20 protein-coding genes and 1 tRNA gene are annotated in these 21,226 nt (G+C 61.0%); 13 read left to right on the top strand and 8 right to left on the bottom strand.

Annotated elements, in window-relative coordinates:
* Positions 1–72: 72 nt before the first annotated feature.
* Entirely contained in the window at positions 73–2,580 is a 2,508-nt protein-coding gene (gene lptD, locus VM554_09795; GenBank protein ID HVJ08665.1) for an LPS assembly protein LptD, read from the bottom strand.
* Between the two features lie 254 nt (positions 2,581–2,834).
* Here lptD and VM554_09790 point away from each other — a divergent pair, with 254 nt between their 5' ends.
* From VM554_09790 to fabD, 6 genes are all read left to right on the top strand, one after another.
* Positions 2,835–4,076 (top strand): RDD family protein, encoded by a 1,242-nt coding sequence (locus VM554_09790; protein ID HVJ08664.1) that lies wholly within the window; start codon positions 2,835–2,837, stop codon positions 4,074–4,076.
* A 222-nt stretch (positions 4,077–4,298) separates the two neighbouring features.
* On the top strand, positions 4,299–4,967 hold the full coding sequence (locus VM554_09785; protein HVJ08663.1) for a thiamine phosphate synthase: 669 nt from the start codon (positions 4,299–4,301) through the stop codon (positions 4,965–4,967).
* A 142-nt stretch (positions 4,968–5,109) separates the two neighbouring features.
* Positions 5,110–5,661: a DUF177 domain-containing protein gene (locus tag VM554_09780; GenBank protein HVJ08662.1), complete on the top strand. Its 552-nt coding sequence runs from the start codon at positions 5,110–5,112 to the stop codon at positions 5,659–5,661.
* A 103-nt stretch (positions 5,662–5,764) separates the two neighbouring features.
* Positions 5,765–5,950 (top strand): 50S ribosomal protein L32, encoded by a 186-nt coding sequence (gene rpmF / locus VM554_09775; GenBank protein HVJ08661.1) that lies wholly within the window; start codon positions 5,765–5,767, stop codon positions 5,948–5,950.
* Positions 5,951–5,965: 15 nt separating this feature from the next.
* Positions 5,966–7,009 carry a phosphate acyltransferase PlsX gene (gene plsX / locus VM554_09770; GenBank protein HVJ08660.1) on the top strand — a complete coding sequence of 348 codons (1,044 nt, stop codon included), beginning with the start codon at positions 5,966–5,968 and terminating at the stop codon, positions 7,007–7,009.
* A 51-nt stretch (positions 7,010–7,060) separates the two neighbouring features.
* The gene (gene fabD / locus VM554_09765) at positions 7,061–8,026 is read left to right on the top strand and encodes an ACP S-malonyltransferase (GenBank protein ID HVJ08659.1); all 966 of its coding nucleotides are present in this window, start codon (positions 7,061–7,063) and stop codon (positions 8,024–8,026) included.
* Between the two features lie 84 nt (positions 8,027–8,110).
* Here fabD and VM554_09760 read toward each other — a convergent pair whose 3' ends face one another.
* The 5 genes from VM554_09760 to asnS all read right to left on the bottom strand — a co-directional run bounded on the left by VM554_09760 (position 8,111) and on the right by asnS (position 13,282).
* Positions 8,111–8,557, bottom strand: a complete 447-nt coding sequence (locus VM554_09760; protein HVJ08658.1) for a hypothetical protein — start codon at positions 8,555–8,557, stop codon at positions 8,111–8,113.
* Between the two features lie 50 nt (positions 8,558–8,607).
* Entirely contained in the window at positions 8,608–9,822 is a 1,215-nt protein-coding gene (locus VM554_09755; GenBank protein ID HVJ08657.1) for a D-alanine--D-alanine ligase family protein, read from the bottom strand.
* Between the two features lie 103 nt (positions 9,823–9,925).
* Positions 9,926–10,687, bottom strand: coding sequence for a monofunctional biosynthetic peptidoglycan transglycosylase (gene mtgA, locus VM554_09750; protein ID HVJ08656.1), 762 nt, complete (start codon positions 10,685–10,687; stop codon positions 9,926–9,928).
* Positions 10,688–10,910: 223 nt separating this feature from the next.
* On the bottom strand, positions 10,911–11,900 hold the full coding sequence (rocF, locus tag VM554_09745; GenBank protein HVJ08655.1) for an arginase: 990 nt from the start codon (positions 11,898–11,900) through the stop codon (positions 10,911–10,913).
* A 32-nt stretch (positions 11,901–11,932) separates the two neighbouring features.
* Positions 11,933–13,282, bottom strand: coding sequence for an asparagine--tRNA ligase (gene asnS, locus VM554_09740; GenBank protein HVJ08654.1), 1,350 nt, complete (start codon positions 13,280–13,282; stop codon positions 11,933–11,935).
* A gap of 208 nt (positions 13,283–13,490) precedes the next feature.
* On the opposite strand from asnS, the gene VM554_09735 reads away from it, so the two are divergent.
* Positions 13,491–14,990 carry a glycosyltransferase family 39 protein gene (locus tag VM554_09735; protein HVJ08653.1) on the top strand — a complete coding sequence of 500 codons (1,500 nt, stop codon included), beginning with the start codon at positions 13,491–13,493 and terminating at the stop codon, positions 14,988–14,990.
* 81 nt (positions 14,991–15,071) lie between these two features.
* On the opposite strand, the gene VM554_09730 is transcribed toward VM554_09735, so the two are convergent.
* Complete coding sequence (locus tag VM554_09730; GenBank protein HVJ08652.1) at positions 15,072–15,896, bottom strand: sugar phosphate isomerase/epimerase family protein; 825 nt, start codon at positions 15,894–15,896, stop codon at positions 15,072–15,074.
* 146 nt (positions 15,897–16,042) lie between these two features.
* Complete coding sequence (locus VM554_09725) at positions 16,043–16,633, bottom strand: HAD-IA family hydrolase (GenBank protein HVJ08651.1); 591 nt, start codon at positions 16,631–16,633, stop codon at positions 16,043–16,045.
* Between the two features lie 133 nt (positions 16,634–16,766).
* Between VM554_09725 and ispE the strand changes: the two genes are divergently transcribed.
* The 6 genes from ispE (at position 16,767) to rpsF (ending at position 21,115) form a co-directional block, all read left to right on the top strand.
* Positions 16,767–17,792, top strand: coding sequence for a 4-(cytidine 5'-diphospho)-2-C-methyl-D-erythritol kinase (gene ispE, locus VM554_09720; protein HVJ08650.1), 1,026 nt, complete (start codon positions 16,767–16,769; stop codon positions 17,790–17,792).
* A 61-nt stretch (positions 17,793–17,853) separates the two neighbouring features.
* Positions 17,854–17,927, top strand: a tRNA-Gln gene (locus tag VM554_09715).
* A 120-nt stretch (positions 17,928–18,047) separates the two neighbouring features.
* Positions 18,048–19,112: a ribose-phosphate pyrophosphokinase gene (locus tag VM554_09710; GenBank protein ID HVJ08649.1), complete on the top strand. Its 1,065-nt coding sequence runs from the start codon at positions 18,048–18,050 to the stop codon at positions 19,110–19,112.
* Positions 19,113–19,198: 86 nt separating this feature from the next.
* Positions 19,199–19,879 carry a 50S ribosomal protein L25 gene (locus VM554_09705; protein ID HVJ08648.1) on the top strand — a complete coding sequence of 227 codons (681 nt, stop codon included), beginning with the start codon at positions 19,199–19,201 and terminating at the stop codon, positions 19,877–19,879.
* A 3-nt stretch (positions 19,880–19,882) separates the two neighbouring features.
* Positions 19,883–20,569 (top strand): aminoacyl-tRNA hydrolase, encoded by a 687-nt coding sequence (gene pth / locus VM554_09700; GenBank protein HVJ08647.1) that lies wholly within the window; start codon positions 19,883–19,885, stop codon positions 20,567–20,569.
* 75 nt (positions 20,570–20,644) lie between these two features.
* Positions 20,645–21,115, top strand: coding sequence for a 30S ribosomal protein S6 (rpsF, locus tag VM554_09695; protein ID HVJ08646.1), 471 nt, complete (start codon positions 20,645–20,647; stop codon positions 21,113–21,115).
* Positions 21,116–21,226 lie beyond the last annotated feature (111 nt).

Here is a 21,226-nt window from a genome sequence, read left to right as displayed (position 1 = left end):
AGGAATGCGTGCTGTGCTGATTATCTACCCCAGGCACCCTTGCAGGATGCTGCGAACTTTGAAGGCGCCACGCTAGAAGAGCCGTTCCGCACGCCGCAGATTTCCTGCCGTGCCCACGCCGGCTAGCGAGAAGTTGAAGCGATACTGGTTTTCCGTGCGTACCGAACCAAGCGCAAAGCGGTTGTACTCGAAGCTGAGACCGCAGCAATCCCAGTTGTAGGTAGTCTGCGCGCCTACATACTCCAGTGCATTCTGGGCGAAGTCATAGCCCATGTTTCCTGCCAGGTTCAGTCCCTTGCGGGCAAGGCTTCCATAGCCTGCAAAGACTCGAAGCTGGTTGAAGTTGGATACCGTCGCCACCGATCCTGAGGCCGCATTTCCTGAGGTTGCATAGCCTGAGGTCGTGTTTCGCGGAGTTGCCTTTCCGGGGATCACGTTTGCCTGTTCCGGCGCGTTGAGCCGTGCATGCCCGACGCCGGCGACAAGATTCCCCGAGCGGTAGTCGGCAAAGATGTTGCTCGATTCGACGCGTCCGGCGCGCGTGTCGTAGTCGAGATCCCATTCCAGATCTGTGTGCTCGGTAGTGCGCGCTCTCAGCCGCGAGATGACCGGCGAGATATCGCGCGGATACACAAGGAAGGCGACTCCTGTCAGATCGAGCGTCGTCGCCAGCAGGTTTCTCTGGCCCGGCGTAAGCGCGCCGCCGAAGTTGGGATCGATGAAGTATTTCTGCCCCACCTTCCACGTGATCCATTCGCGCGAGCTTTGGCCGCAGTTCTCTGGATTTGTCCCGGGATCCTTCCCGGTGGCAGGGGCGCATGGTGTGCTGGTCGTGGTGCGGGTAAAGAATCGCTGCGTCAGCGAATAGGCTACTTCGTTGGTGTCGCTGGCTATGTCGGTGTCGTCAAAGCGCAGGGTGGAGTGGAAATTGTCGATGCCGCCGACAAAGTTGTACTGCACGACGGGCTCAATCGTGTGCCGAATCTCGCGGTGGAGCGCGCTCACCAGCCATCCCGAGGTAAAATCCCGCTCCAATACCGGCGGACGAATTTCCATTCCGGCTTCCAGGTCCAGGCGATTCAGGGTTGCGCCGCGCTCCGTTGGAACTGTGCCCGGCCGTTGGCTCTTGGAGTAAAAGGTGTTTCGTATCCCCACCTGGGGTCTGAGGGTCCATCCATCAAAATGCATGGGGAGCGAGACGTGCGGATAAATATCCAGCCGGCCTACCTCGTGCGAGGTCTGGAAGCTGGGCTCTGCGCGCGACAGCCCGGCCAGCGAGGTCGTCAGTCCCCAGTAGAAGGGCGTGCGTCCAAGCGGCTCGTCTACGGCTTCATACCGGAGGCTGGGGAGATGCAGGATTCGGATCTCGTCTCCCGGTGCCGTACTCTGGAAGCTTTGATAGCGGTCGAAATTTACGCTCGCGCTGCGGCCGTTGCTGGAGTGCACCAGGAAGGAGTTCGACTTCACTTCCGAGTTCACCGCGTTGGCGAAGGTCTCCGTAAATGCCTGGCGGTAAATGTAGGAGCTGAGGTATTCGATGTTGGTGACGGCACGGCTGTGCTCGCTGAAATCGCGCCGGCCGCTCACCATCATGTCGAGTCCGCCTTGATTCTTGATCTCTGGCGATCGATCCAGCATGGAGTGAAAGCGCAGCGTGAAGAAGTTCCGATCAAATCCCCGGTAGCGGAATTGCCCGTTCGGCGCCCATCCGCGCTTGCTGTAGTACTCCGACCCCAGCGTCAGATCCGTGTTGCGGTTGATGGCCCAGAAGATGGATTCGCCGAGGATGGTGCCCTTCGTCGTGGAGGTTCCAAACGTAGGAATCAGAAATCCGCTCTGCCGCCCGGTGGTGCTCACCGGATGCGTAACGTATGGCAGGAAAAAAACGGGGATGCCGAGCAGACGAAATGTGGTGTTGACGGCTCGCGCCTGGTCCTCTTCCACGGAGATCTCTTTTGCCAGCAGGCGCCAATCCGGCTTGGGCAGACGGCAAGAGGTCATGGAGCCGTCGATAACCCTATAGCCGCGCGGCCCTGTCTTGATGACCTCTTTACCGGTAAAAAGAAAGGGATTGGCGCTGGTATAGACCGATTTGTGTCCCGAGTGGCGGACCCCTATGGTTCCAATCACGTCATAGAAATGCCCGGTCTGCTGATCGAAATTGACGGTACCGTGGCTGGCGTTGATCAGCTCGTCGTCCGGTCCGCCTTCCACCTGCACATGCCCTTCCGCCTCTGCCTGTTCGGTTTCGGCGTTGTAGTGGATGCGGTCGGCACGCAGGATGTAGTCGCGATACTCGATGACCACCTCGCCGGTGAGCGACCAGTTGTCTCCCTGCTTCTTTTGCTCGTTGGCGCGGATGCGCACCGGCACTCCTGTGGGGCCGACGGCTTCAGGTTCGGCAACAGGGATGTGGCTGGCGCTGGGGGCGTCAGGGAGAGGGGTCGCGTCTGCGTTTTCCTGCGGCTGGCCGGGGGCGTCTGCGGAGGTTGTTGTCCCAGCGGTGCTCTGGGGAAACTCCTTCGTTAACTGCTGCGACCAAAGCAGCGGATGACACAGGAACAACAGCGTGATACACAAAAAGGTGTGGATGTTCATCACCTGGGGCGAGGCTAGGATATCAAAGAGCCGAGGTCCAGCGGAGGAACGCTCATCGCTCTGGCTTCAAATCAAGTACGTACTCTCGCCCTTATTGGAGCAGTGCCAATGAGTGGGAGCCCGTCCGTCCGCTACCTCCTATCCTCGCCACTGACGACAACCATCAAGAGACGCACGGAGTTTCGTCGCGGGCCGAATGGCGCGTGCAGGGATCTCCAGGAAAATGAGGATTTCAGTTGAGTACTACTTCAAGTTTGCGGTCGGATTCCCCAGAGGCGGTCCCGTCGTGGAAGCAAGAGGTGAACGAGCGGCTGGCCGCACATCGCACACGGCGTACTTACAAGGCTGAGGAGCAAGCCAGCCTCCCACTGGAGGCGGAAGGAGGCGCGTCTCGCTCTGCCCAGGTGGCTGCTCGCGTTGCGGCCCGCTATGCCAAGGCTCCCTCCTACAGCGAACTGCTGGCGCAGGAGGCTCATACCGCTGCTCGTGTTGCGGAAGCTGCTGCGCGCGAAGCGAGGGCCGCTGCACAGGCTGTCCTGGACGGCATGGAGAAGGAACTGATTCCAGAGCCGCCTGCAGCGGTTGCAGCAAAACCCAGTGCCCCTGCGGCGACCACTGCTGCAGTGCGCGAGACTGCGGTGCGCGAAACTGGAGTGCGTGAAGCTCGGGCACGCGAAACTGGTGTACGTGAAGCTGGGGCACGTGAGACTGGGGCGCTTCAATCTGGTGTCTCTGCGGCCGCGCACAAAAACGAAACCATGGATCGCGGCATCGACCTCTTTGCAGAGGCGACCATCGAGCCGGTCGAGCCTATTGCCGGAAATCTGATCGAGTTTCCCCGCGAACTGGTCGCTCCGCGCAAGGCACGGCCCCGGCTTGCGGAAGGCCCTCTCCGCGAGGAGACTCAGGCGGAAGCGCCGCAGCTAAGAATTTTCGAGGTCGACTCCGAGGCTATTTCGACAACTCCAGAGGTCGAGCACGTGATGCCGGAGTGGTCCTCTATCCGCCTGGACGCGGCAGAGGATCGCGAGCCCGATCCTCAACTCGCAAATTACCGGGACCTGCCTTTGAACGCGGCTCCCCTCGAAGACCGCCTCATGGCGGGGTTGGTGGATGTATCCCTTGCCAGCCTGGCCTTCCTGGCATTCGTGGCTGTCTTTGTGGCCTGCACGGCTCATCCTCCTACCGGCAAGCCCGCTCTCATCGCTGCCGCTGGCGCTCTGGTCTTTTTCTTCCTGCTGTATCAATTCCTGTTCTTCACCTTCTCGGAGAGCACTCCGGGGATGCGGTATGCCCGCATTGCACTCTGCACATTTGAAGATGAGAATCCCGGGCGGCGCCAGATGCAGCATCGCATCGCGGCCCTTTTCCTCTCAGCCTGCACGCTGGGCATGGGGTTTGCCTGGGCAATGTTTGATGAAGACGGCCTCGGCTGGCACGACCGCCTGTCGCATACCTACCAGCGCAGCTATCGATAGAAAAGACGCGGAGGAGCCGGGTTTTGTGCCCGCCTCCTCCGCGTCTTTCAGTTTCGTGGCGCGGCGCTCCCGTTCTTCGATACGGGGCAGGGAAACAGGTCCTTCGCCTCGCTCAGGATGACAAGCAATGGGCGGGTCGCTCTGGATGACAAAGGCTCTCCTCCGTTTTGAACCTGCCGTTTTGAACCTGTCTTGCTGTTTCTTCCGCCGTACACTCGTTCCATGAGGCTTTACGCCATCACGGACACCATGAGTCTCTCCCCGGACGCCAACACCGCTGGCGATGCGCTCGTAGCTCTCGCCTCACAGTGGGCTGCCGGTGGAGTGGAGGTGATCCAGATCCGCGAACCGCAGTTATCCTCCGGCGCGCTGGAGATCCTTGCCCGCCGAATCATCGCTGCCGTGCGCGAGGCGCAGGCCGGAGTGAATCCCGATTCACCCACAAAAATTCTGATCAATCGTCGCACGGATGTAGCGCTTGCCGCTGGTGCGGACGGCGTTCATCTTCCGGGCACGGGCGCCTTGACCCCGGCCGAATTGCGGCGTCTCTATGACGGGTGCACCCGTAAGCCGCCTATCGTCAGCGTTGCCTGCCATTCCGTCGGGGATGTAGAGCGGGCGCGTGATGCTGGCGCAACGATGGCCCTTTTCGCCCCGGTCTTCGGTAAGGTGCTGCGCCCCGATCCGGGCCATTCAGCTTCCAGTACCGGATTTCTCCCCGGCGTCGGCCTGGCGGCACTGCAGGCAGCCTGCCGGGCCGCCGGAACGATGCCGGTTTTTGCGCTGGGCGGTGTCACGCGCCAGAACGCCGCTGCCTGCATCGAGGCGGGAGCGGCGGGCGTCGCCGGGATACGCATCTTTCAATCCGGGGAGTGGCAATCGGGGGAGTAGAAAGACCCGCGGTAGAGGGCGAAATGGAGGCCGGATCGCCGCCCGCCTGTTTGACGCGCGGCGGCGTGCTCCTTAATCTGCAAGAAGGACCGATCGGGGGATCTTCCACCGGAGGCCCGTTTGCCCTGGGAGAGGCTTTGCCATGTTGATTACAGTGGTCGATCTGGAACGGGAGCCGCTTGAGTTTGACGAGATCCTGCAACCAGGCGCGATTGAATACGGTTCGGATGTAAAGCAGCTTGGCCCTTTTCAGGTTTCCGGCCGGGCAGATCTGCTGCAGGAGCATCGTGGGCCCCGGGACGTCGTGTCGGACATCCGCCTTCGCGCCAACTACGAGGGCCACTTTGAGGTGCCCTGCGCCCGCTGCGTGGAGCCGGTGAACTATGACCTCAAAGAGGATTTTGACCTCATCTTCCGCCCTACAGGTGCCGATGGTGAGGCTGCCGAGCGTTCCATTACCACATCCGAGACGGAAATCGGTTATTATCAGGGGAGTGGTCTGGAGCTTGAAGATGTTCTCCGGGAACAGGTGCTTTTATCCCTGCCCGCGAAGACGCTTTGCCGCCCGGACTGCAAGGGACTTTGCCCGCGCTGCGGTATCAATCTGAATACTGAGACGTGCACCTGCGACGAGAACAAGTCCGATCCGCGGTGGACGGCGCTCTCAGACCTTCGCAGCCGGATAAAACTTTAGAGAATCAGGCGTACCGCCTCGATCCTGGACTTGGCATAACGTGTCAGGGCAAACCTCTGCGAAGGAATCGGGATCCGCTGCGGGCGTATGAAAGGAATCTGCAATGCCTAATCCAAAACGGCGCCACTCCAAGGCCCGCACCTCCAAGCGTCGTGCACACGATGCCCTTACTGCCATTGGCCTGGCTGAATGCCCGAATTGCCATGAGCGCAAGCTGCCCCACCGTGCCTGCCCCAAGTGCGGCACCTACAAGGGACGCGAAGTCCTCGAAGTCAAGGAAGCGAAGTAACTGCACCAGACCCCGATGCTGACGGATATTGCTCTAGACGCAATGGGTTCGGACAAGGCCCCGGACCCCGAAATCCGCGGCGCTATCATGGCCTGCCGCCAATTGCCGGTGCGTGTGCACCTGGTAGGGCGTGAGGAGGAGCTGCGCCCTGCTCTCTCTGCCTATCTCCAGGGCGAAGAACTGCCGATCGTCATCCATCACGCCAGCGAAATCATTGGCATGGGTGAGAAGGCAGCGCTTGCCGTTCGCCAAAAGCGCGACAGCTCCATGCGCGTGGGGCTGCGGCTGGTCCGGGAGAAGACGGCGGGTGGATTTCTGACCGCCGGCAATACCGGGGCGGCGATGGCCTGCGCCAAGATGGTTCTCGGTGCGATCCAGGGAGTCGATCGTCCGGCCCTGGCTACCGTTATGCCAACCACAACCGGCTCTCCCTGCGTTCTGCTGGACGTCGGTGCGAACGTGGACTGTAAGCCCCAGAATCTGGAGCAGTTCGCTGTGATGGGCGAGATGTATGCCCGTCGCGTCCTCAAGATTCGTCGTCCCCGGGTTGGACTCCTCTCCATCGGAGAGGAGGAGGGCAAAGGCAATGACCTGACCCGCGAGGCCTTCCCGCTGCTCAAATCGCTCCCTATCCAATTTGTGGGCAATGTCGAAGGGCGGGATATCTTCAATGGCAATTGCGACGTCATCGTATGTGATGGATTTGTGGGCAATGTTGCCTTGAAGGTCTCGGAAGGGATCGGCAAGCTGGTTCGTGAGCTGTTGCGGGAGTCCCTCAACTCCACTGTCAAGGCGCAGGTGGGAGCGATGCTGTCTCGCCGGGCATTCAACGACTTCAAGAAGCGGCTGGATTACACGGAGTATGGCGGAGCGCCACTGCTGGGGGTTCGCGGTGTCTGCGTGGTCGGACACGGCTCCTCGAATGACCGCGCGATCTACAACGGTATTCGCGTCGCTGCAGAGTTTGCCCAGTCCGGCATCAGCGAGGACATCGAGCGCGAGTTTGGCAGCCGCCCGCGTGTCCTGGCCGCGAACGATGGTCTGTCCCAGGACCTCTAACGCAAGCACCCGCTTGCATCCTTTGGGATTCTCCCATTGAATAGCACCAGCATGACAACACAAAAGCTAGCATTTCTTTTTCCCGGACAGGGCTCGCAGTCCGTTGGCATGGGCCGCGATCTCTATGAAAAATTCCCCATCGCCCGCCAGGTCTTCGAGGAGGCGGATGAGGCTCTTGGATTCAGCCTGTCAAAGCTCTGCTTTGAGGGGCCGGAGGAGCAGTTGCGGCTCACCGAGTTTACCCAGCCTGCGATCTTTACCGTTTCGATTGCCGCGCTGAAGGTGCTCGCCAGCCATGGAGTGACGCCAGGCTATGTGGCGGGACACTCGCTGGGCGAATACTCCGCCAACGTGGCGGCACAGACGACGAGCTTTGCCGATGCTGTCCGCACCGTTCGTAACCGTGGCCGTTACATGCAGGAAGCCGTGCCTGCGGGGCAGGGAGCCATGGCCGCGATTCTTGGCATGCCCGAGGCAGACGTGGTGAAGGCATGTGAAGATGCTGCCGCGGAAACAAAATCCGTGGTCTCCGCCGCGAACAGGAACTCGTTGGAGCAGACCGTGATCTCCGGCGCGGTAGCGGGAGTCGAACGCGCCGCTGCTCTGGCGAAGGAGCGCGGCGCCAAGCGGGCCGTCATGCTGCCGGTGAGCGCGCCCTTCCACTGCGCGCTGATGCAGCCGGCACAGGACCGGCTGGCGGTGCTGCTGCGCGCCTTCGACTTTGCCGATCCCGGGACACCGATTGTCGGAAACGTGGATGCGAGGCTGATTCGGGATGCCGAGGCGGCACGCGATGCGCTGATTCGCCAGGTGACGGGTGCTGTGCTGTGGGTGGAGTCGGTCCAGTTGCTCATTCGTGAGCAGCCGGACTTCTTCGTGGAGGTGGGTCCAGGCAAGGTGCTAAGCGGACTGATGCGCCAGATTGACCGCAGCCAGAAGTGCCTGCATGTAGAGGACTCCGCGAGCCTGGAGAAGACCCTGGCAGCTCTTCAACAGGTCAGCGAGCCAGCAAGTTAAGTTAGAGAATCAGCGAGTCGGGAAGTCAACGAATCAGGGGGGCTAGCGAGTCAGCCGACTCACTAGCCCCCTGGTTGGTTGCGCTCAGTATTCCAGCTCGACCGGTGAGAAGCCGATCTGCTTTGTCTTGCCCTCGACCCATAGGAACGTCAGCGTCTTCCTCTTGTTCAGTTCCACGCCGATGACTGTGCCGGAGCCGGTGTGCTTCGACATAACAATGCGGTGGCTCGTGATCTGGCCCCAGTCGCTCGACGTTCCCCAATCCACCAGAAACGTTCCGTACTTGTAATTCGAGTACTGCTGCGGATGCTGCTGCCAGTTCGCGTCGTTGTTCCAGATGCCGTAGGCCTTTACCATGTCCTTTGCCTCAACGGCCTCAAAGAATCGATTGACGCGGTGCTCCGCGGGCCAGTTCCAGAACCAGAAGGTGAGGAAGGCGAGCACAACCACCGTCACGGCGGCACCGATCCAGAGATTGCGGCGGCGATGTGCGCGGGCCAGGTCGTACTGCGGTGCATCGAGCAATGTCACGGTAATTCCTCCATCCCTCACGGCGTATTGTGTCCATCCTACTGCAAAGCCTAAACGCTGTAGGAGTTCTGCTCCCTTTCCCGGTGGCGCTCCATTGCAAGCTCGATCAATCGGGTAATCAGCGTCTTATAGTCGATGCCGGAGGCCGCCCACAGCTTGGGGTACATGCTGATCGGGGTAAAGCCCGGCAGCGTGTTGAGCTCGTTTACATAGATGCGCTGACCTGCGCCGGGGTCCATCAGGAAGTCGACGCGCGCCAGGCCCGCACAGTCGCAGGCTTGAAAGGCGGCAACCGCCATTTGCTGGATCTGCCTGGTCTGCTGGCGCGTCAGCTTCGCCGGAATAATCGGAACCGAGCCTTCGCTCAGATACTTCGCCTCGTAATCGTAGAACTCTTTGCCGGGCACAATTTCACCAACGACGGATGCCTGCGGCTTATCGTTGCCCAGCACAGCGACTTCGATTTCGCGGGCCCGCCGCCGTGCGCCGCCAACGCCTTGCTCCACAACAATCTTGCGGTCGAACCTGGCGGCAAGATCCAGCGCCGGACCAAGCTCCTTACGGTTGTGCGCCTTGCTGATGCCGACCGACGATCCAAGGTTTGCAGGCTTCACGAACAGCGGATACTTCAACGCCGCCTCAATGCGCGCCACGGTCTTGCGCGGGCTCGCCTGCCACTCCGCGCGCAGCAGCGAGACATGCTTCACCATGGGCAAGCCGGAGAAGGCGAAGAGCTTCTTCATTACGTCCTTGTCCATGCCGGTGGAGGAGCCGAGGACCCCCGAGCCAACGTAGGCGATGCCGGCAAGTTCAAAGAGACCTTGAATGGTGCCGTCTTCGCCAAACGTCCCGTGCAGCACAGGGAAGATGACGTCGAGGCGCAGCGCCTCCCTGGGAAGGGGCTGCGCGGCGGTCTCAAAGGGTACCAGCGAGTTTGGGGAGGGCACCGGAGGCACGATCACCGCCTCTCCGCGCGCCAGCATTGCTGTGGGCGCCGGGGTGGGATCCTCTGCCGGCAGGGCCTTTGCTGTAGCAGCTTCCGGCTGCGCGGTCAGTTGTTCGGGAGCGGCAGTCAGCGTGCCGCTGCTCAGCAGGCGCTCTGCGTCCGAACCGGTAACCCAGTTGCCTTGTTTTGTAATGCCAATGGGAACGACGTCGAACTTTCTCTTGTCGATTGCCTTCAAAACCGAGGCGGCCGAGAGCAGGGAAACCTCATGCTCGCCGCTGCGCCCGCCAAACAACACACCCACACGTAGCTTTTTCATGGTCGTGTTCCATTGTAAGTGCAGGGGCTGGGAGGACGAACCTATCCCATGTGCGAATTGCGGAACAGGCGCATGGGCTTACATCTTTACCAGCCGACCTGCGTTACCAGCCGACTTGGCGCATCCGTCGAAGGATGACTGCGCTGTAGCTATTCATGCGTTCGGGCCGTCGCTTCAGGGGAGCCGGCAGAATTGCGGCGAGCCGTGCCGACTGTTGCCGGCCGATATTCCGGGCCGCGGTTCCGTCGTAGTAACGGCACGCCGACTCTGCGCCGTAAACGCCAGGGCCCCATTCGACCACGTTGAGGTACAGCTCCAGAATGCGCTGCTTGCCGAGGACGAATTCAGCTATCGGCACCAGGGTGAACTCCGCACCCTTGCGGAGAAAAGAGCGGCTGGTCCCGAAGAACAGGTTTTTGACAAGCTGCTGCGTGAGGGTGGAACCTCCGCGAATGCGGCCGCCTTCCATATCTTCCTGCGCCGCGAGTTGGATCGCGTGCCAATCGAACCCATGATGCTGGTAGAAGCGCCCATCCTCCGCGGCGATCACCGCGTGCTGAAGGTCGGGCGAGATCTGGCTGAGCGGAATGAATCGGTAGCGTTCGCGATATGGCGTGTCGTGCATCCATGCCTGCACGCGGCGCTGAATGTGTACCGCGGTTGTCGGCGGGTCAATCCAGCGGGCGGCCAGAAGCGTCAGTGCGGCGAGCGACCAGAGAAGGACGACACCGATGACAAGCCATCGGAGAAGAGACCGCGGGCGGATCGAAGGACGGAGAAAAGATCGGAGGAAACTCTTCCGCGGAGGGGTCTTCGAGAGTGCGTCTGGAAGTGTGTCTGGGATTGCGTCTGGCCTTTCAATCACCTTTCAGGATACCCGCCTGCGCCAGGGCCTGTTAACCCTAACGGAGCGGCGGCCAAGTTTTGTCATCCTGAGCCTCATTTATTTTGTCAACCTGAGCCCCATTCAGTGTTGTCGTTCTGAGCCTCATTTAGCTTTGTCATCCTGAGCGAAGCGAAGGATCTGCTTCATAACGCGAATCGCGCCATACCTTCGTTGTCGTCCCAGGGGGTTAACTCGCCCTTATTTAAAGAATTTTCTTGCCGAAGGCGGAGGAGGCGAGTTCTACCGCAAGATCGGCGGTGCGGTTGTGTTCGTCGATCACGGGGTTGACTTCGACGACTTCGAAGCTGAGCATGCCGCCGTCATCGGCGAGGATCTCCATCGCCAGGTGCGCTTCGCGATAGGTTGAACCACCGCGCACGGGAGTACCTACTCCGGGAGCGTCTTCCGGATCCACCCAGTCCATGTCGAGCGAGACATGGTATCCCGCGGTGCCGTTCTTGGCTGTGCGAATGGCATCCTCCATCACGGTGCGCATGCCTCGCTCGTCGATGTCGCGCATGGTGTAAACCGCCGTGATTCCGGCACGCTGAATATTTGCTTTCTCGGTTGCGTCCACGTCGCGGATGCCAACCAGCACGGTATTCTTTGGATCCACCTTGGGCGAAAATCCGAAGATGTTCTTCAGCGGGGCTGGCCCCAGTCCCATTAACGCGGCGAGCGGCATGCCATGCACATTGCCGCTGGGAGAGGTGTCTGGCGTGTTGATGTCGGTGTGGGCGTCGATCCAGATGAGTCCGATCTTCTGCTGCCTGCGGCGATAGAACTCCGCCACGCCCGAGACTGTGCCAACCGCGATTGAATGATCTCCTCCGAGCGCAAGCGGTGTGATGCCTTCTTCCAATGTCTTCAGCACGCGCTCGGCGGCGTTGGTGCAGGTCTCGGTGATCTCCTTCAGGTAGCGGGCGCTCCTGTCTCCGGCATGCTTGGTTTCCGCGAGGGCAACGGAGATGTTGCCGCCGTCCTCGACGACGTGCCCCAGTTCTTCCAGATGGGTCTGCATTCCGGCGACGCGCATTGCGGAGGGGCCCATATCCACGCCCCGCCGCGATTGTCCAAGATCGAGCGGTACGCCCAGAATGCGAATCTTTCTGGAGCCTGCTCCGCTGAGAACGGGATGTTCCACGTTGTGCTGCCTGACTTCCGCATCCGGCTTCTTTGTCTTGTCGGGCATGAGTCTTTTCCTTGCTTTTGGCTAGATGGGGCCTATGGGTAAATGCGGTTGAGCGTGCGGGCGAAGGGGATGGTTTCGCGAACATGATCCAGCGCGCACACCCATGCCACGACGCGTTCGATGCCCATGCCAAAACCGGAGTGAGGCACGGAGCCGTAGCGGCGCAGGTCAAGGTACCACTGGAAGGCGTCGAGTGGCAGCTTGTTCTCCTCGATGCGCTGCTTCAGCAGTTCATAGGAGCTGATGCGCTGCGATCCGCCGATGACCTCGCCATAGCCCTCAGGCGCGAGCACATCCACGCAGAGCGCGTATTTGGGATTGGCAGGGTCCGGCTCCATGTAGAAGGCCTTGACCGCTGCGGGGTAGCGATGCACCATGACTGGCCGGTCAAACTGCGATGAGATATAGGTTTCGTCCGGCGAGCCAAAATCGTTGCCGTACTCAAATTTTTGTTCGATCAGGCCCTTGGCGTACGCATCGTCGAGCATCTTCGCCGCTTCGTCGTAGCTGAGCCGGGGGAAGGGGGCCTTGATCGCCTCCAGCTTCGAGATGTCGCGGCCGATCACCTTCAGTTCCGAGGCGCGGCGCGTGAGGACGCGCTCGACGATGAAGCTGATGAAGTTCTCCGCCAGCTCCATCAGGCCGTCGAGTCCGCAGAAGGCGATCTCCGGCTCGACCATCCAGAACTCGGTCAGGTGGCGCCGCGTCTTCGATTTTTCTGCGCGAAAGGTTGGCCCAAAGGAGTAGACCTTGCCCAGCGCCAATGCTGTGCTCTCGATGTAGAGCTGGCCGCTCTGCGTCAGGTATGCCTCATCGCCAAAATACTTTACCGGGAAGAGCGTGCTGGTGCCTTCACAGGCGGCGGGGGTCAGGATCGGCGGGTCGGTAAGGATGAATCCGTGGTCGTCGAGATAATCGCGTGCCGCCTTGATGATCTCGGCGCGGATGCGCAGGATGGCGGACTGCCGCGGTGTGCGGATCCATAGGTGGCGATGCTCCATCAGGAAATCGACGCCATGTTCTTTGAGCGTGATGGGGAAGGGGTCCTCTTCGGATACGCGCTGGATCACTTGAATATCTTCGACATCCAGCTCAAAGCCGCCGGGGGCGCGGTCGTCGGCGCGGACCTTGCCGGTGACAATGACGCTTGACTCCTGCGTGAGGTGCCGGATGGTTTCGAAGATCTCCTCCGATACGGCAGCCTTGGGCACGATGCCCTGAATGGTGCCTGTTCCGTCGCGGAAGATGGGAAACAGCAGCTTGCCGCTGGCGCGCAGGTTATACAGCCAGCCGTGCAGGGTGACGCTCGCGCCTACATGCTTGCCCACCTCGGCGATGGTGGTAACGGGCGCGGTAGATGCTTCAATAGTCTGATCTGACATGAGATTCCTTCAACGGTGGCGGGAGTTGAACCCCTCAGTGCGCCACCAGCCATTCTAGCCTCTGCGTGCTCTGCCGCGAATCCCGAGGTTGAAAGGGCGGGGTTGACATGGCGGGCGTTGACAGGGGAGTGGCAGGCGAGCGGAATGGGGCGGAGAAAGATCGATTGGTGCTGGTCAAGTTGTGCTGAGGATTGGCATACTTTCCGCAATGCTGAATGATCGTGCCATCGCACCGCTCCAGGCCGGGCTTTGCGCGGTTCTGGCTGCATGCGTCTCCTTCTTCGTTGTGCGCAGCCTCCATTGGCCGCTGGTCAACGATGCTTCGCTGATGCACTACATGAGCTTCCTGATCGATAAGGGGCTGGTGCCATACCGCGATTTTGGCGATATGAACATGCCCGGAAGCCTTCTGGCGGACTGGCTTGCCGTGCACATCTTTGGCGGGGAAGCGCTGGCGTGGCGGCTCTTTGACCTGGCACTGATGGGCGTTGCCAGTCTTGCGATCCTTGCGGTTGCCCGTCCTTACGGCTGGTTTCCCGCGGCCTTTGCTGCCGGTTTGCTGGTGCTCTTTCACGGCCGCGACGGGATGGGCCAGCTTGGCCAGCGGGATCTACAGATGGCGGTGCTGATGCTGGTCGCATACGCCTTTCTCTTTCACGCTCTCCGCGAGAATCGCCCGTGGTCCATGGGCTTCTTCGGCGTTGCCGCAGGCATGGCGGTGACGATGAAGCCTACGGTCCTTCCGCTGGCGATCGCCTTGCTGGTGCTGTCCGCGGTCACGCTCTACCGGCGCAGGCTACCCATGAGGGGAATGCTCCTTCTGGGCATCGGTGGTCTTCTGTTGCCGGGGATCGCCGTGTGCGCGTGGCTCTTGCGGGAGCATGCGCTGGCTGCGTTCTGGCATTCGCTTCGCTTTACGACGCCCTACTACGCGAGCCTCGCCAGCAAGAGCCTTGGCTTCATGCTGTGGAGCAGTCTGCTACCGCCGATGCGGGTGCTTGCCTTTCTCGCCGCGGTGATTGCGTGGAAGTGTCGCGACTGGCAGACGTGGGAGGGCAGCGCCCTCATCCTGGGAGTGGCTGCCGGCATGGCCCACTACATTCTGCAGGATAAGGGCTACTCCTATCATCGCTATCTGCTGGTTGCCTTCCTCGTGCTGTGGGCAGGGATTGAATATGCGCATGCTCTCCGTGGGCGCGGAGCGCTGCAGGCCCTCGCGCTCGCAGGAGTTGCTTACGGCTGTCTGGTTCTGCCGGTGCAGTTTCTGTTGCGAGCCAGCCACGCGCAATGGAGCGAGGCTCTCGTTACCGCGCTTCAGAGCGATCTCACCGCGTTCGGCGGACCGCAATTGTCGGGCCAGGTGCAGTGCCTCGATTCCATCTCCGGCTGCGGCACGGCTCTGTATCGCATGCGGCTGCTGCCATCTACCGGGCTGCTATCGGACTTCCTCATCTTTGGCCCGGAGACACAGCCGATCGTCCGTGAGACGCGGACCCGTTTCTGGCAGGCGCTCCAGAGCAAGCCGCCGCGCGTGATTGTCGTGACGAGCTGGCTGCACCTGATCAACACCGGCGACTACAGAAAACTTGCCATGTGGCCCGATCTGGCCAGCTACCTAAGCGCCCACTATGATTTGCGAATCGAGCGCAGCTTTCCTGCAAACCTGACCGGCCAGCAGGGCTATCGAATCTATGTCCTCAAGCCTTAGGGTGTATCGACGTATAAGAACGGCCAGCCATTCCTACATGTCGATACACCCTGGCTGGCTGTTGGAGTCGAACGTCGGGCGCTACAGCTCTAGCAGCCGAAAGGCCTCCGCAGCACGCGTGGATACCGCTTCCGGCGGGTCGCCAAGGGTGTAGTTGATCTCCAGCACCGTCGCCTCAAGCCTGGGGATGGTTCTCAATTCCCGCATCGCTTCGGTCCAGTCGATGTTGCCTTCACCGGGCCACAGGTGCGAATCCTTGTCGCCCAGATTGTCGTGGATGTGTGCGGAGCGAATGCGCTCCTTGAGCGTGCCGATGACCGCCGGAATTCCTTCGCCCAGGTGCGCATGACCCAGGTCCAGGCAGACGCCTATATCGTCGAAATGTCCGGTTGCGAGAATCTCCAGGTTATTTGCCGGCGCGGTCACCTCGTTCTGAAGGTTCTCCACCAGCAGCCCCACTCCCAGCGGACGCGCGAAGGCCTGAAGGTGTTCGAGTGCAGTGAGCGAATGCTCCAGAGTTCGCGGATTCCAGGCGTCTTCGCGGTCGCCGAGGTGCAGGATCATATAGTCCAGCGGCAACTGCTCCGCCGTCTCAAGCGCACGCTTGATCTCATCCATGGCGTCGATGCGGCGAGACTTGTCGGGGTGAACCACGTTGACGGAGGGCACGCCGTCCCGGCCCATTTCCAGGTCGGGGAATACGGGCGCGTGCAATGAAAAAGCGTGCACCGGATTGGATCGGAACCACTCCGAGATCTCGCGTACCTGGGCGCGATCGGTGTAATTAAAGTGCTGCCGTGCGGCGAAAATCTCAATTGCCTGGGCCCCTCCGCGAGTCAGTTGGTCCAGCAATCCTGGATGCAGCCGCTGGCGAAGAAAAACATGCGTGGAAATCACTCTCAACATCGTTTGTATCCTGGTTCCTCAGGGCAGGGGGAGTTTGCCCCTGAAGTTATCTTCTCATCTGCGGGTATGCCGGACGGCTGTTCTGCCGCGAAGGAATCCGGAGGGTATCTGGCAGGTGACTCGCCCCGGAGACAAGGGGGCTTGCTCTAACCTCGTAGCCAGGGGCGGATATCGATCGCATGCATTCCGGCCGCGCGGGCTGACTCCAGCCCGGCATTTCCATCTTCCAAGGCAACGCAATCCGCAGGGGGTATGCCGATTCGATCGGCCGCCAGCAGGAAGACATCCGGCGCCGGCTTGGGGCGGCCAGCCTCATGGGAACTCACCACAGCGTCAAACCAATCGAGCACTCCGATGGCGCGCAGGGATGCCTCCGCCGAAGCCTGCGTGCTGCCCGTAGCTACCGCCATGGGAAGCTGTCCGCGATACCGCCGGGCGATTGCGACCACCGGCTCAACCGGGCGAAGCTCACTTGCAGGCCGATTGTGGAACTCGGCATCCCGCTCCTTCGCAATGGCCGGAATATCGACTTTCAGGCCCTTTTCGTCGGCGAGGAGCTGGATGATCTGGTCCACTGGCAGCCCCGCCCACTGGTAAAAGCGATCCTCTATTAAATCCAGATTGTGGCGGTGGAGCACCGAGTTCCAAACCTCGAAGTGCAGCGGCATCGAATCGACAAGGGTTCCGTCACAATCGAAGATCAACCCTCGGCATCCGGTAGGTATGCTCCAGCTCAACAGATTCACTCCTGCTTCGATTTGAGTTCCCTCACCATTGTTACATCTGTCACATTTGGCCGCAGGAGCAATGCTGGCGGGCGCCTGAGCTTCCAGAAGGCAAAGGGGTAGCTGCTCTACAATATCCGAACACATGTCCACATTGGTTCGTTCGCACGCGAAGATCAATCTCGGTCTTGCCATAGGCCCCACCCGTCCGGATGGCTTTCACGGACTGGTGACGATCTACCAGACGCTCGCCGTGCATGACGAGCTGACCGTCGAGGCGCACGCCGCATCGAAGACGGCTATCCGCCTGACAACAAACGATCCTCGCGTCCCGACGGACAACCGCAACACAGCCTGGCGCATGGTGGAAGCTGGCCTGGCGGCGATGAAGCAGGCTGCCGAGGTGCACATCCACATCGAGAAGAACCTGCCGGTGCAGGGCGGACTCGGCGCCGGGTCGGCAAATGCCGCCGCCGCGCTGGTGGGGCTGGAGCGTGAGCTGGATACCCGGCTTCCTGGAGAGCTTCGGCTGGAACTGGCGGCCGCGGTGGGCTCGGATGTCCCGCTCTTCCTTATTGGCGGAACGGTCCTCGGATTGAGCCGTGGCGAGGAGGTGTACCCCCTGCCCGACCTGCCGGCGACGTGGTGCGTTGTGGCTTCGCCAGCCGTGGGGGTTTCGACTCCCCAGGCATTTCGCGACTGGGATGCGCGCCACGGTGGACTGCCGGTCTCCAAGGCCGTTTCAGAATTGACCACCCCTGCGAACTCCGATAGACTCAGAAAGTTGGGTCGCACGCTGGCATCCGGGTTTGTCCCGGCCGGCTTGCACTCCTCCGGTGTCTTCTCTTCGGGAGAAGACCGGCCCGAGAATCCGCTTCTCGCGCTTGTCCGAACCGGGATTGAAAACGACTTTGAAGAGGTCGTCTTCTCGCAGCATCCCTCCCTCGGTCTAATCAAGCGCACACTTGCGGTTTCCGGCGAATCGGCTTCATCCGAGGACGCGCTGTATGCTGCCCTCTCTGGCTCCGGTTCGGCGCTCTTCGGGCTGTACGAGACACAGGTTGCAGCCCAGGCGGCTCTGGAACGGCTTCAGGCGCAGGGCGTTGCAGGCTTTCTTACCCGGACGATTCCCCGCGAGCAGTATTGGCGCGAAATGGTGTCGAACGGGTAGCGTTGCGGGCATTGTCTGCAGGGTCGAAAATGGTCGAGGGCTGGATTAGCCTCGGCGGTACTGGGCGATCGTCTAATGGTAGGACAGTGCCCTTTGGAGGCACTTGTCTAGGTTCGAATCCTAGTCGCCCAGCCAGTATTTCGCCCGGAACGGCGGTAGGGACACGGGCTCAGAGCAGATATCAGGGACGGGAAGTAGCGACCCCGGCCAATTGTTAATCGGAACATCCAACGCAAACCAGCTTGGGGGGTTCTTGTGGCGATAGAAGCAGTGGGAGTAGCAGGAGCGGACGAGGCGGCGGTTTCGCCTTCAACGCAAGAGACGTCGCGCGGCGGAGTCAAGCCGGCGGCAGAGCGCAAGCGAACGGGACGGCTGGGAGACGATAAGCGTTTCAAGCTCTTTTCCGGATCGGCCAATCGGCCGCTTGCCGAGCAGATTGCCAAGCATGTGGGCGTGGCGCTGGGGGAGACCAAGACGCAGCGCTTTGCCGATGGCGAAGTGTATTTCCAACTGCTGGAGAATGTTCGCGGCGTTGACGTTTTTGTTGTGCAGCCAACCTGCTATCCGGTGGATCAGCACCTGGTGGAGTTGCTGATTATGATCGACGCTCTGAAGCGTGCGTCGGCGGCCAGGATCACGGTGGTGGTGCCGTATTACGGATATGCGCGGCAGGATCGGAAGGACCGGCCTCGCGTGGCCATCTCGTCGAAGCTGGTGGCGGATTTGCTGACGACTGCGGGAGCGGACAGGGCTTTGTTTCTGGACCTGCATGCGGCACAGATTCAGGGCTTCTTCAATATTCCGGTAGATCACCTGTTCGCAAGCCCGGTTTTGGTGAGCTACTTCAAGGAATTGAACCTGCCGAATCTGACTGTGGTTTCGCCCGATGCGGGCGGTGTGGAGCGCGCACGGTTTTTCGCGCAGAAGATGGGTGCTCCGCTGGCCATTGTGGACAAGCGGCGCACGGACATCAACGTTACAGAAGTGATGCACGTGATTGGCGATGTGAAGGGGCATACCTGCCTGATCATCGACGACATGGTAGATACGGCAGGCACGCTGGTGAAGACCGTCGATGCGCTGCTGGGGCAGGGAGCTGCCAGTGTTTACGCCTGTGCGTCGCACCCGGTGCTTTCGGGGCCGGCCACGGAGCGAATCGTCAATTCTCGTCTTGAGCAATTGGTGGTGACGAATTCCATCCCTCTGCGGGAAGAGGCGCAGAAGGTCGCAAAGATCAAGGTGCTGTCGGTCGCGGGCCTGTTGGGCGCGGCGATTGAGAGCATCCACATGGAGACCAGCGTCAGCTCTCTCTTCAACTGAGGACTGGTCGCAAATTACCCGGCCGCGGAGGAATTCGCGGCCCGAAAAGGGAGTGGCCTGAGGCCGTGCCCGAAGGATAAGAGAAGATGACAACACCTGAAATCGTTACAGCCACGCCCCGCGAGGGCAAGTTCAACAAGAATGCCGCACGCCGGGTGCGTGTCCAGGGCAAGATTCCCGCCGTCATCTACGGCGCGAAGGAGCCGGCCCAGGCTATTGAGTTGGACCCCAAGCAGATGCAGAAGATTCTCTGGTCGGAGTCCGGCCACAACACGATCTTCGACGTTGAGATCGCCGGCAAGCGCACCAAGGCCATGATCGTGGACTGGCAGTATGAGCCGATCAAGGACAAACTGATCCACATCGACCTGAAGCGCATTGCGATGGATCAGACGATGAAGGTGGAAGTGCCGATTCAGCTGGTAGGCGTACCCGTGGGCGTCAAGGAGCAGGGTGGCATTCTCGATCAGGTTCTGCGCGAACTGGAGATCGAGTGCCTGCCGGGAGATATTCCGGCGCACATCGTCGTCGATGTAACCGGCCTGAAGATGAACGAGGGCATCCGCGTTGCCGATCTGGCGCACGATTCCAAGCTCAAGTTCCTGACCGACGAGGATGCGACCGTGGCTCACGTGGTCGCCATCCGCGAGGAGGTTGCACCTACCGCCGAAGAGACTGCTGCCGCCGCACCTGCCGAGCCCGAAGTTGTGAAGAAGGGCAAGCAGGAGACGGAAGAGGGCGAAGCCGGCAAGGGCGCGAAGAAGTAACCCTTGGCCGACGCTTTCGAAGGGCCGGAGCGGCTGGTTCGCTCCGGCACAGGTCAGAACGGGGATCAAGGCCGGGAGCGTCGCGGTGCGTTTCTGGTGATTGGCCTGGGGAATCCCGGACTGGAATACCAGTTCACGCCGCACAACGCCGGGTTTCTGGCGATTGACCGTATCGCGGAGCGGTGTGGGGTCACGGTCAACAATCGCCGCTGCCGCGCGCTGACGGCGACGGCAAGAATTGCGGGCCAGGAAGTGATTCTGGCTAAGCCTGAGACCTTCATGAACCTGAGCGGCATTGCCGTACAGGCTCTGGTGAAGGAGTTCGATGCTGACCCGCTGCAGGATCTGATCGTGCTCTATGACGATCTGGACCTGCCCCTGGGACGGCTGCAGATGAAGGAGCGCGGCAGTCCCGCCGGGCATAACGGAGCCAGGTCGGTGGCGGGAGCACTCAAGAGCGATGAGTGGCTGCGTCTGAGAATTGGAGTGGGTCCGGATATCACAGCGCCGGAAGCAGCGCGACGCGGCGGCAAGGATTACCTACTGACGCCGATGCGCAAGGCGGACCTGGCGGTGCTGGATGAGGTGCTGGATCGCGTTGCACGTGCCGTGGAAGTGGTGTTGTCGGCAGGCGTAAACGCTGCAATGAACGAGTTCAACCGTCGTGAGCGAAACAGCCCGGCGGAATAGGCAGGAAGAGCGAATGCGGGAGAAGCCCGGATTGGCATAGCAGGCCTGAAGAAGGCCCGCGGAAAAGAGAACAGAATGGATCGTGTTTATGAAGTCATGTTCATCGTTCGTCCCGACATTCAGGACGAAGAGCTGGACAAGGTAGTCGCCGCTCTGGAAGGGACGGTCACCAACGGTGGTGGAGTCCTCAAGTCGACCGAGAAGCTGGGTCGCCGCAAGCTGGCCTACACGGTGCGCAAGTTCAACGATGGCAACTACGTCCTGCTGACGGTGGAAGCTGATGGCAAGCTGATCGCGGAGTTGGAACGCCGCCTCCGCGTTACCGAGCCGGTCATCAAGTTCATCACCGTGCGCATGGACGAAGAGGACAAGCGCCTGGCGAAGGTTCGTGCCATTCGCGCCAGCCATAAGAAACTGAGCGCCCAGCCGGCTGCTCCAGTTGCCGCGCCCGTCCCGGCATCTGCGCCAGCGGCAGAGCCGATCGCACCAGCATCGGAAGTTGCCGCTCCGGCAGCGACCCCGCAGGCGACTCCCGCAACTGCCTAGAGCAGCTGCCGGAGCAGAAGATCCTGAGCGCGGGCAGTCTCCCGTGCCCTGAATTGAGGGTCTTCCCGGGTTTGGAAGACAAGATCGCGGCAGCAGGCTTTCGTGCCTGGC

It is taken from the genome of Acidisarcina sp. (assembly GCA_035539175.1).
In the GTDB taxonomy this organism is placed as follows: Bacteria; Acidobacteriota; Terriglobia; order Terriglobales; family Acidobacteriaceae; genus JANXZS01.
Note: the sequence above shows the minus strand (reverse complement) of the source record. Positions and strands in the feature narration are given on the sequence as shown.

What these genes read in the sequence shown, in the direction of transcription:
- plsX (HVJ08660.1), top strand. Translation starts at nt 5,966, where the DNA reads ATGCTGACGGATATTGCTCTAGACGCAATGGGTTCGGACAAGGCCCCG.
- VM554_09730 (HVJ08652.1), bottom strand. Translation starts at nt 15,896, where the DNA reads ATGTTGAGAGTGATTTCCACGCATGTTTTTCTTCGCCAGCGGCTGCAT.
- ispE (HVJ08650.1), top strand. Translation starts at nt 16,767, where the DNA reads ATGTCCACATTGGTTCGTTCGCACGCGAAGATCAATCTCGGTCTTGCC.
- VM554_09780 (HVJ08662.1), top strand. Translation starts at nt 5,110, where the DNA reads ATGTTGATTACAGTGGTCGATCTGGAACGGGAGCCGCTTGAGTTTGAC.
- VM554_09735 (HVJ08653.1), top strand. Translation starts at nt 13,491, where the DNA reads ATGCTGAATGATCGTGCCATCGCACCGCTCCAGGCCGGGCTTTGCGCG.
- VM554_09705 (HVJ08648.1), top strand. Translation starts at nt 19,199, where the DNA reads ATGACAACACCTGAAATCGTTACAGCCACGCCCCGCGAGGGCAAGTTC.
- fabD (HVJ08659.1), top strand. Translation starts at nt 7,061, where the DNA reads ATGACAACACAAAAGCTAGCATTTCTTTTTCCCGGACAGGGCTCGCAG.
- asnS (HVJ08654.1), bottom strand. Translation starts at nt 13,282, where the DNA reads ATGTCAGATCAGACTATTGAAGCATCTACCGCGCCCGTTACCACCATC.
- rpmF (HVJ08661.1), top strand. Translation starts at nt 5,765, where the DNA reads ATGCCTAATCCAAAACGGCGCCACTCCAAGGCCCGCACCTCCAAGCGT.
- rocF (HVJ08655.1), bottom strand. Translation starts at nt 11,900, where the DNA reads ATGCCCGACAAGACAAAGAAGCCGGATGCGGAAGTCAGGCAGCACAAC.
- rpsF (HVJ08646.1), top strand. Translation starts at nt 20,645, where the DNA reads ATGGATCGTGTTTATGAAGTCATGTTCATCGTTCGTCCCGACATTCAG.
- VM554_09755 (HVJ08657.1), bottom strand. Translation starts at nt 9,822, where the DNA reads ATGAAAAAGCTACGTGTGGGTGTGTTGTTTGGCGGGCGCAGCGGCGAG.
- VM554_09785 (HVJ08663.1), top strand. Translation starts at nt 4,299, where the DNA reads ATGAGGCTTTACGCCATCACGGACACCATGAGTCTCTCCCCGGACGCC.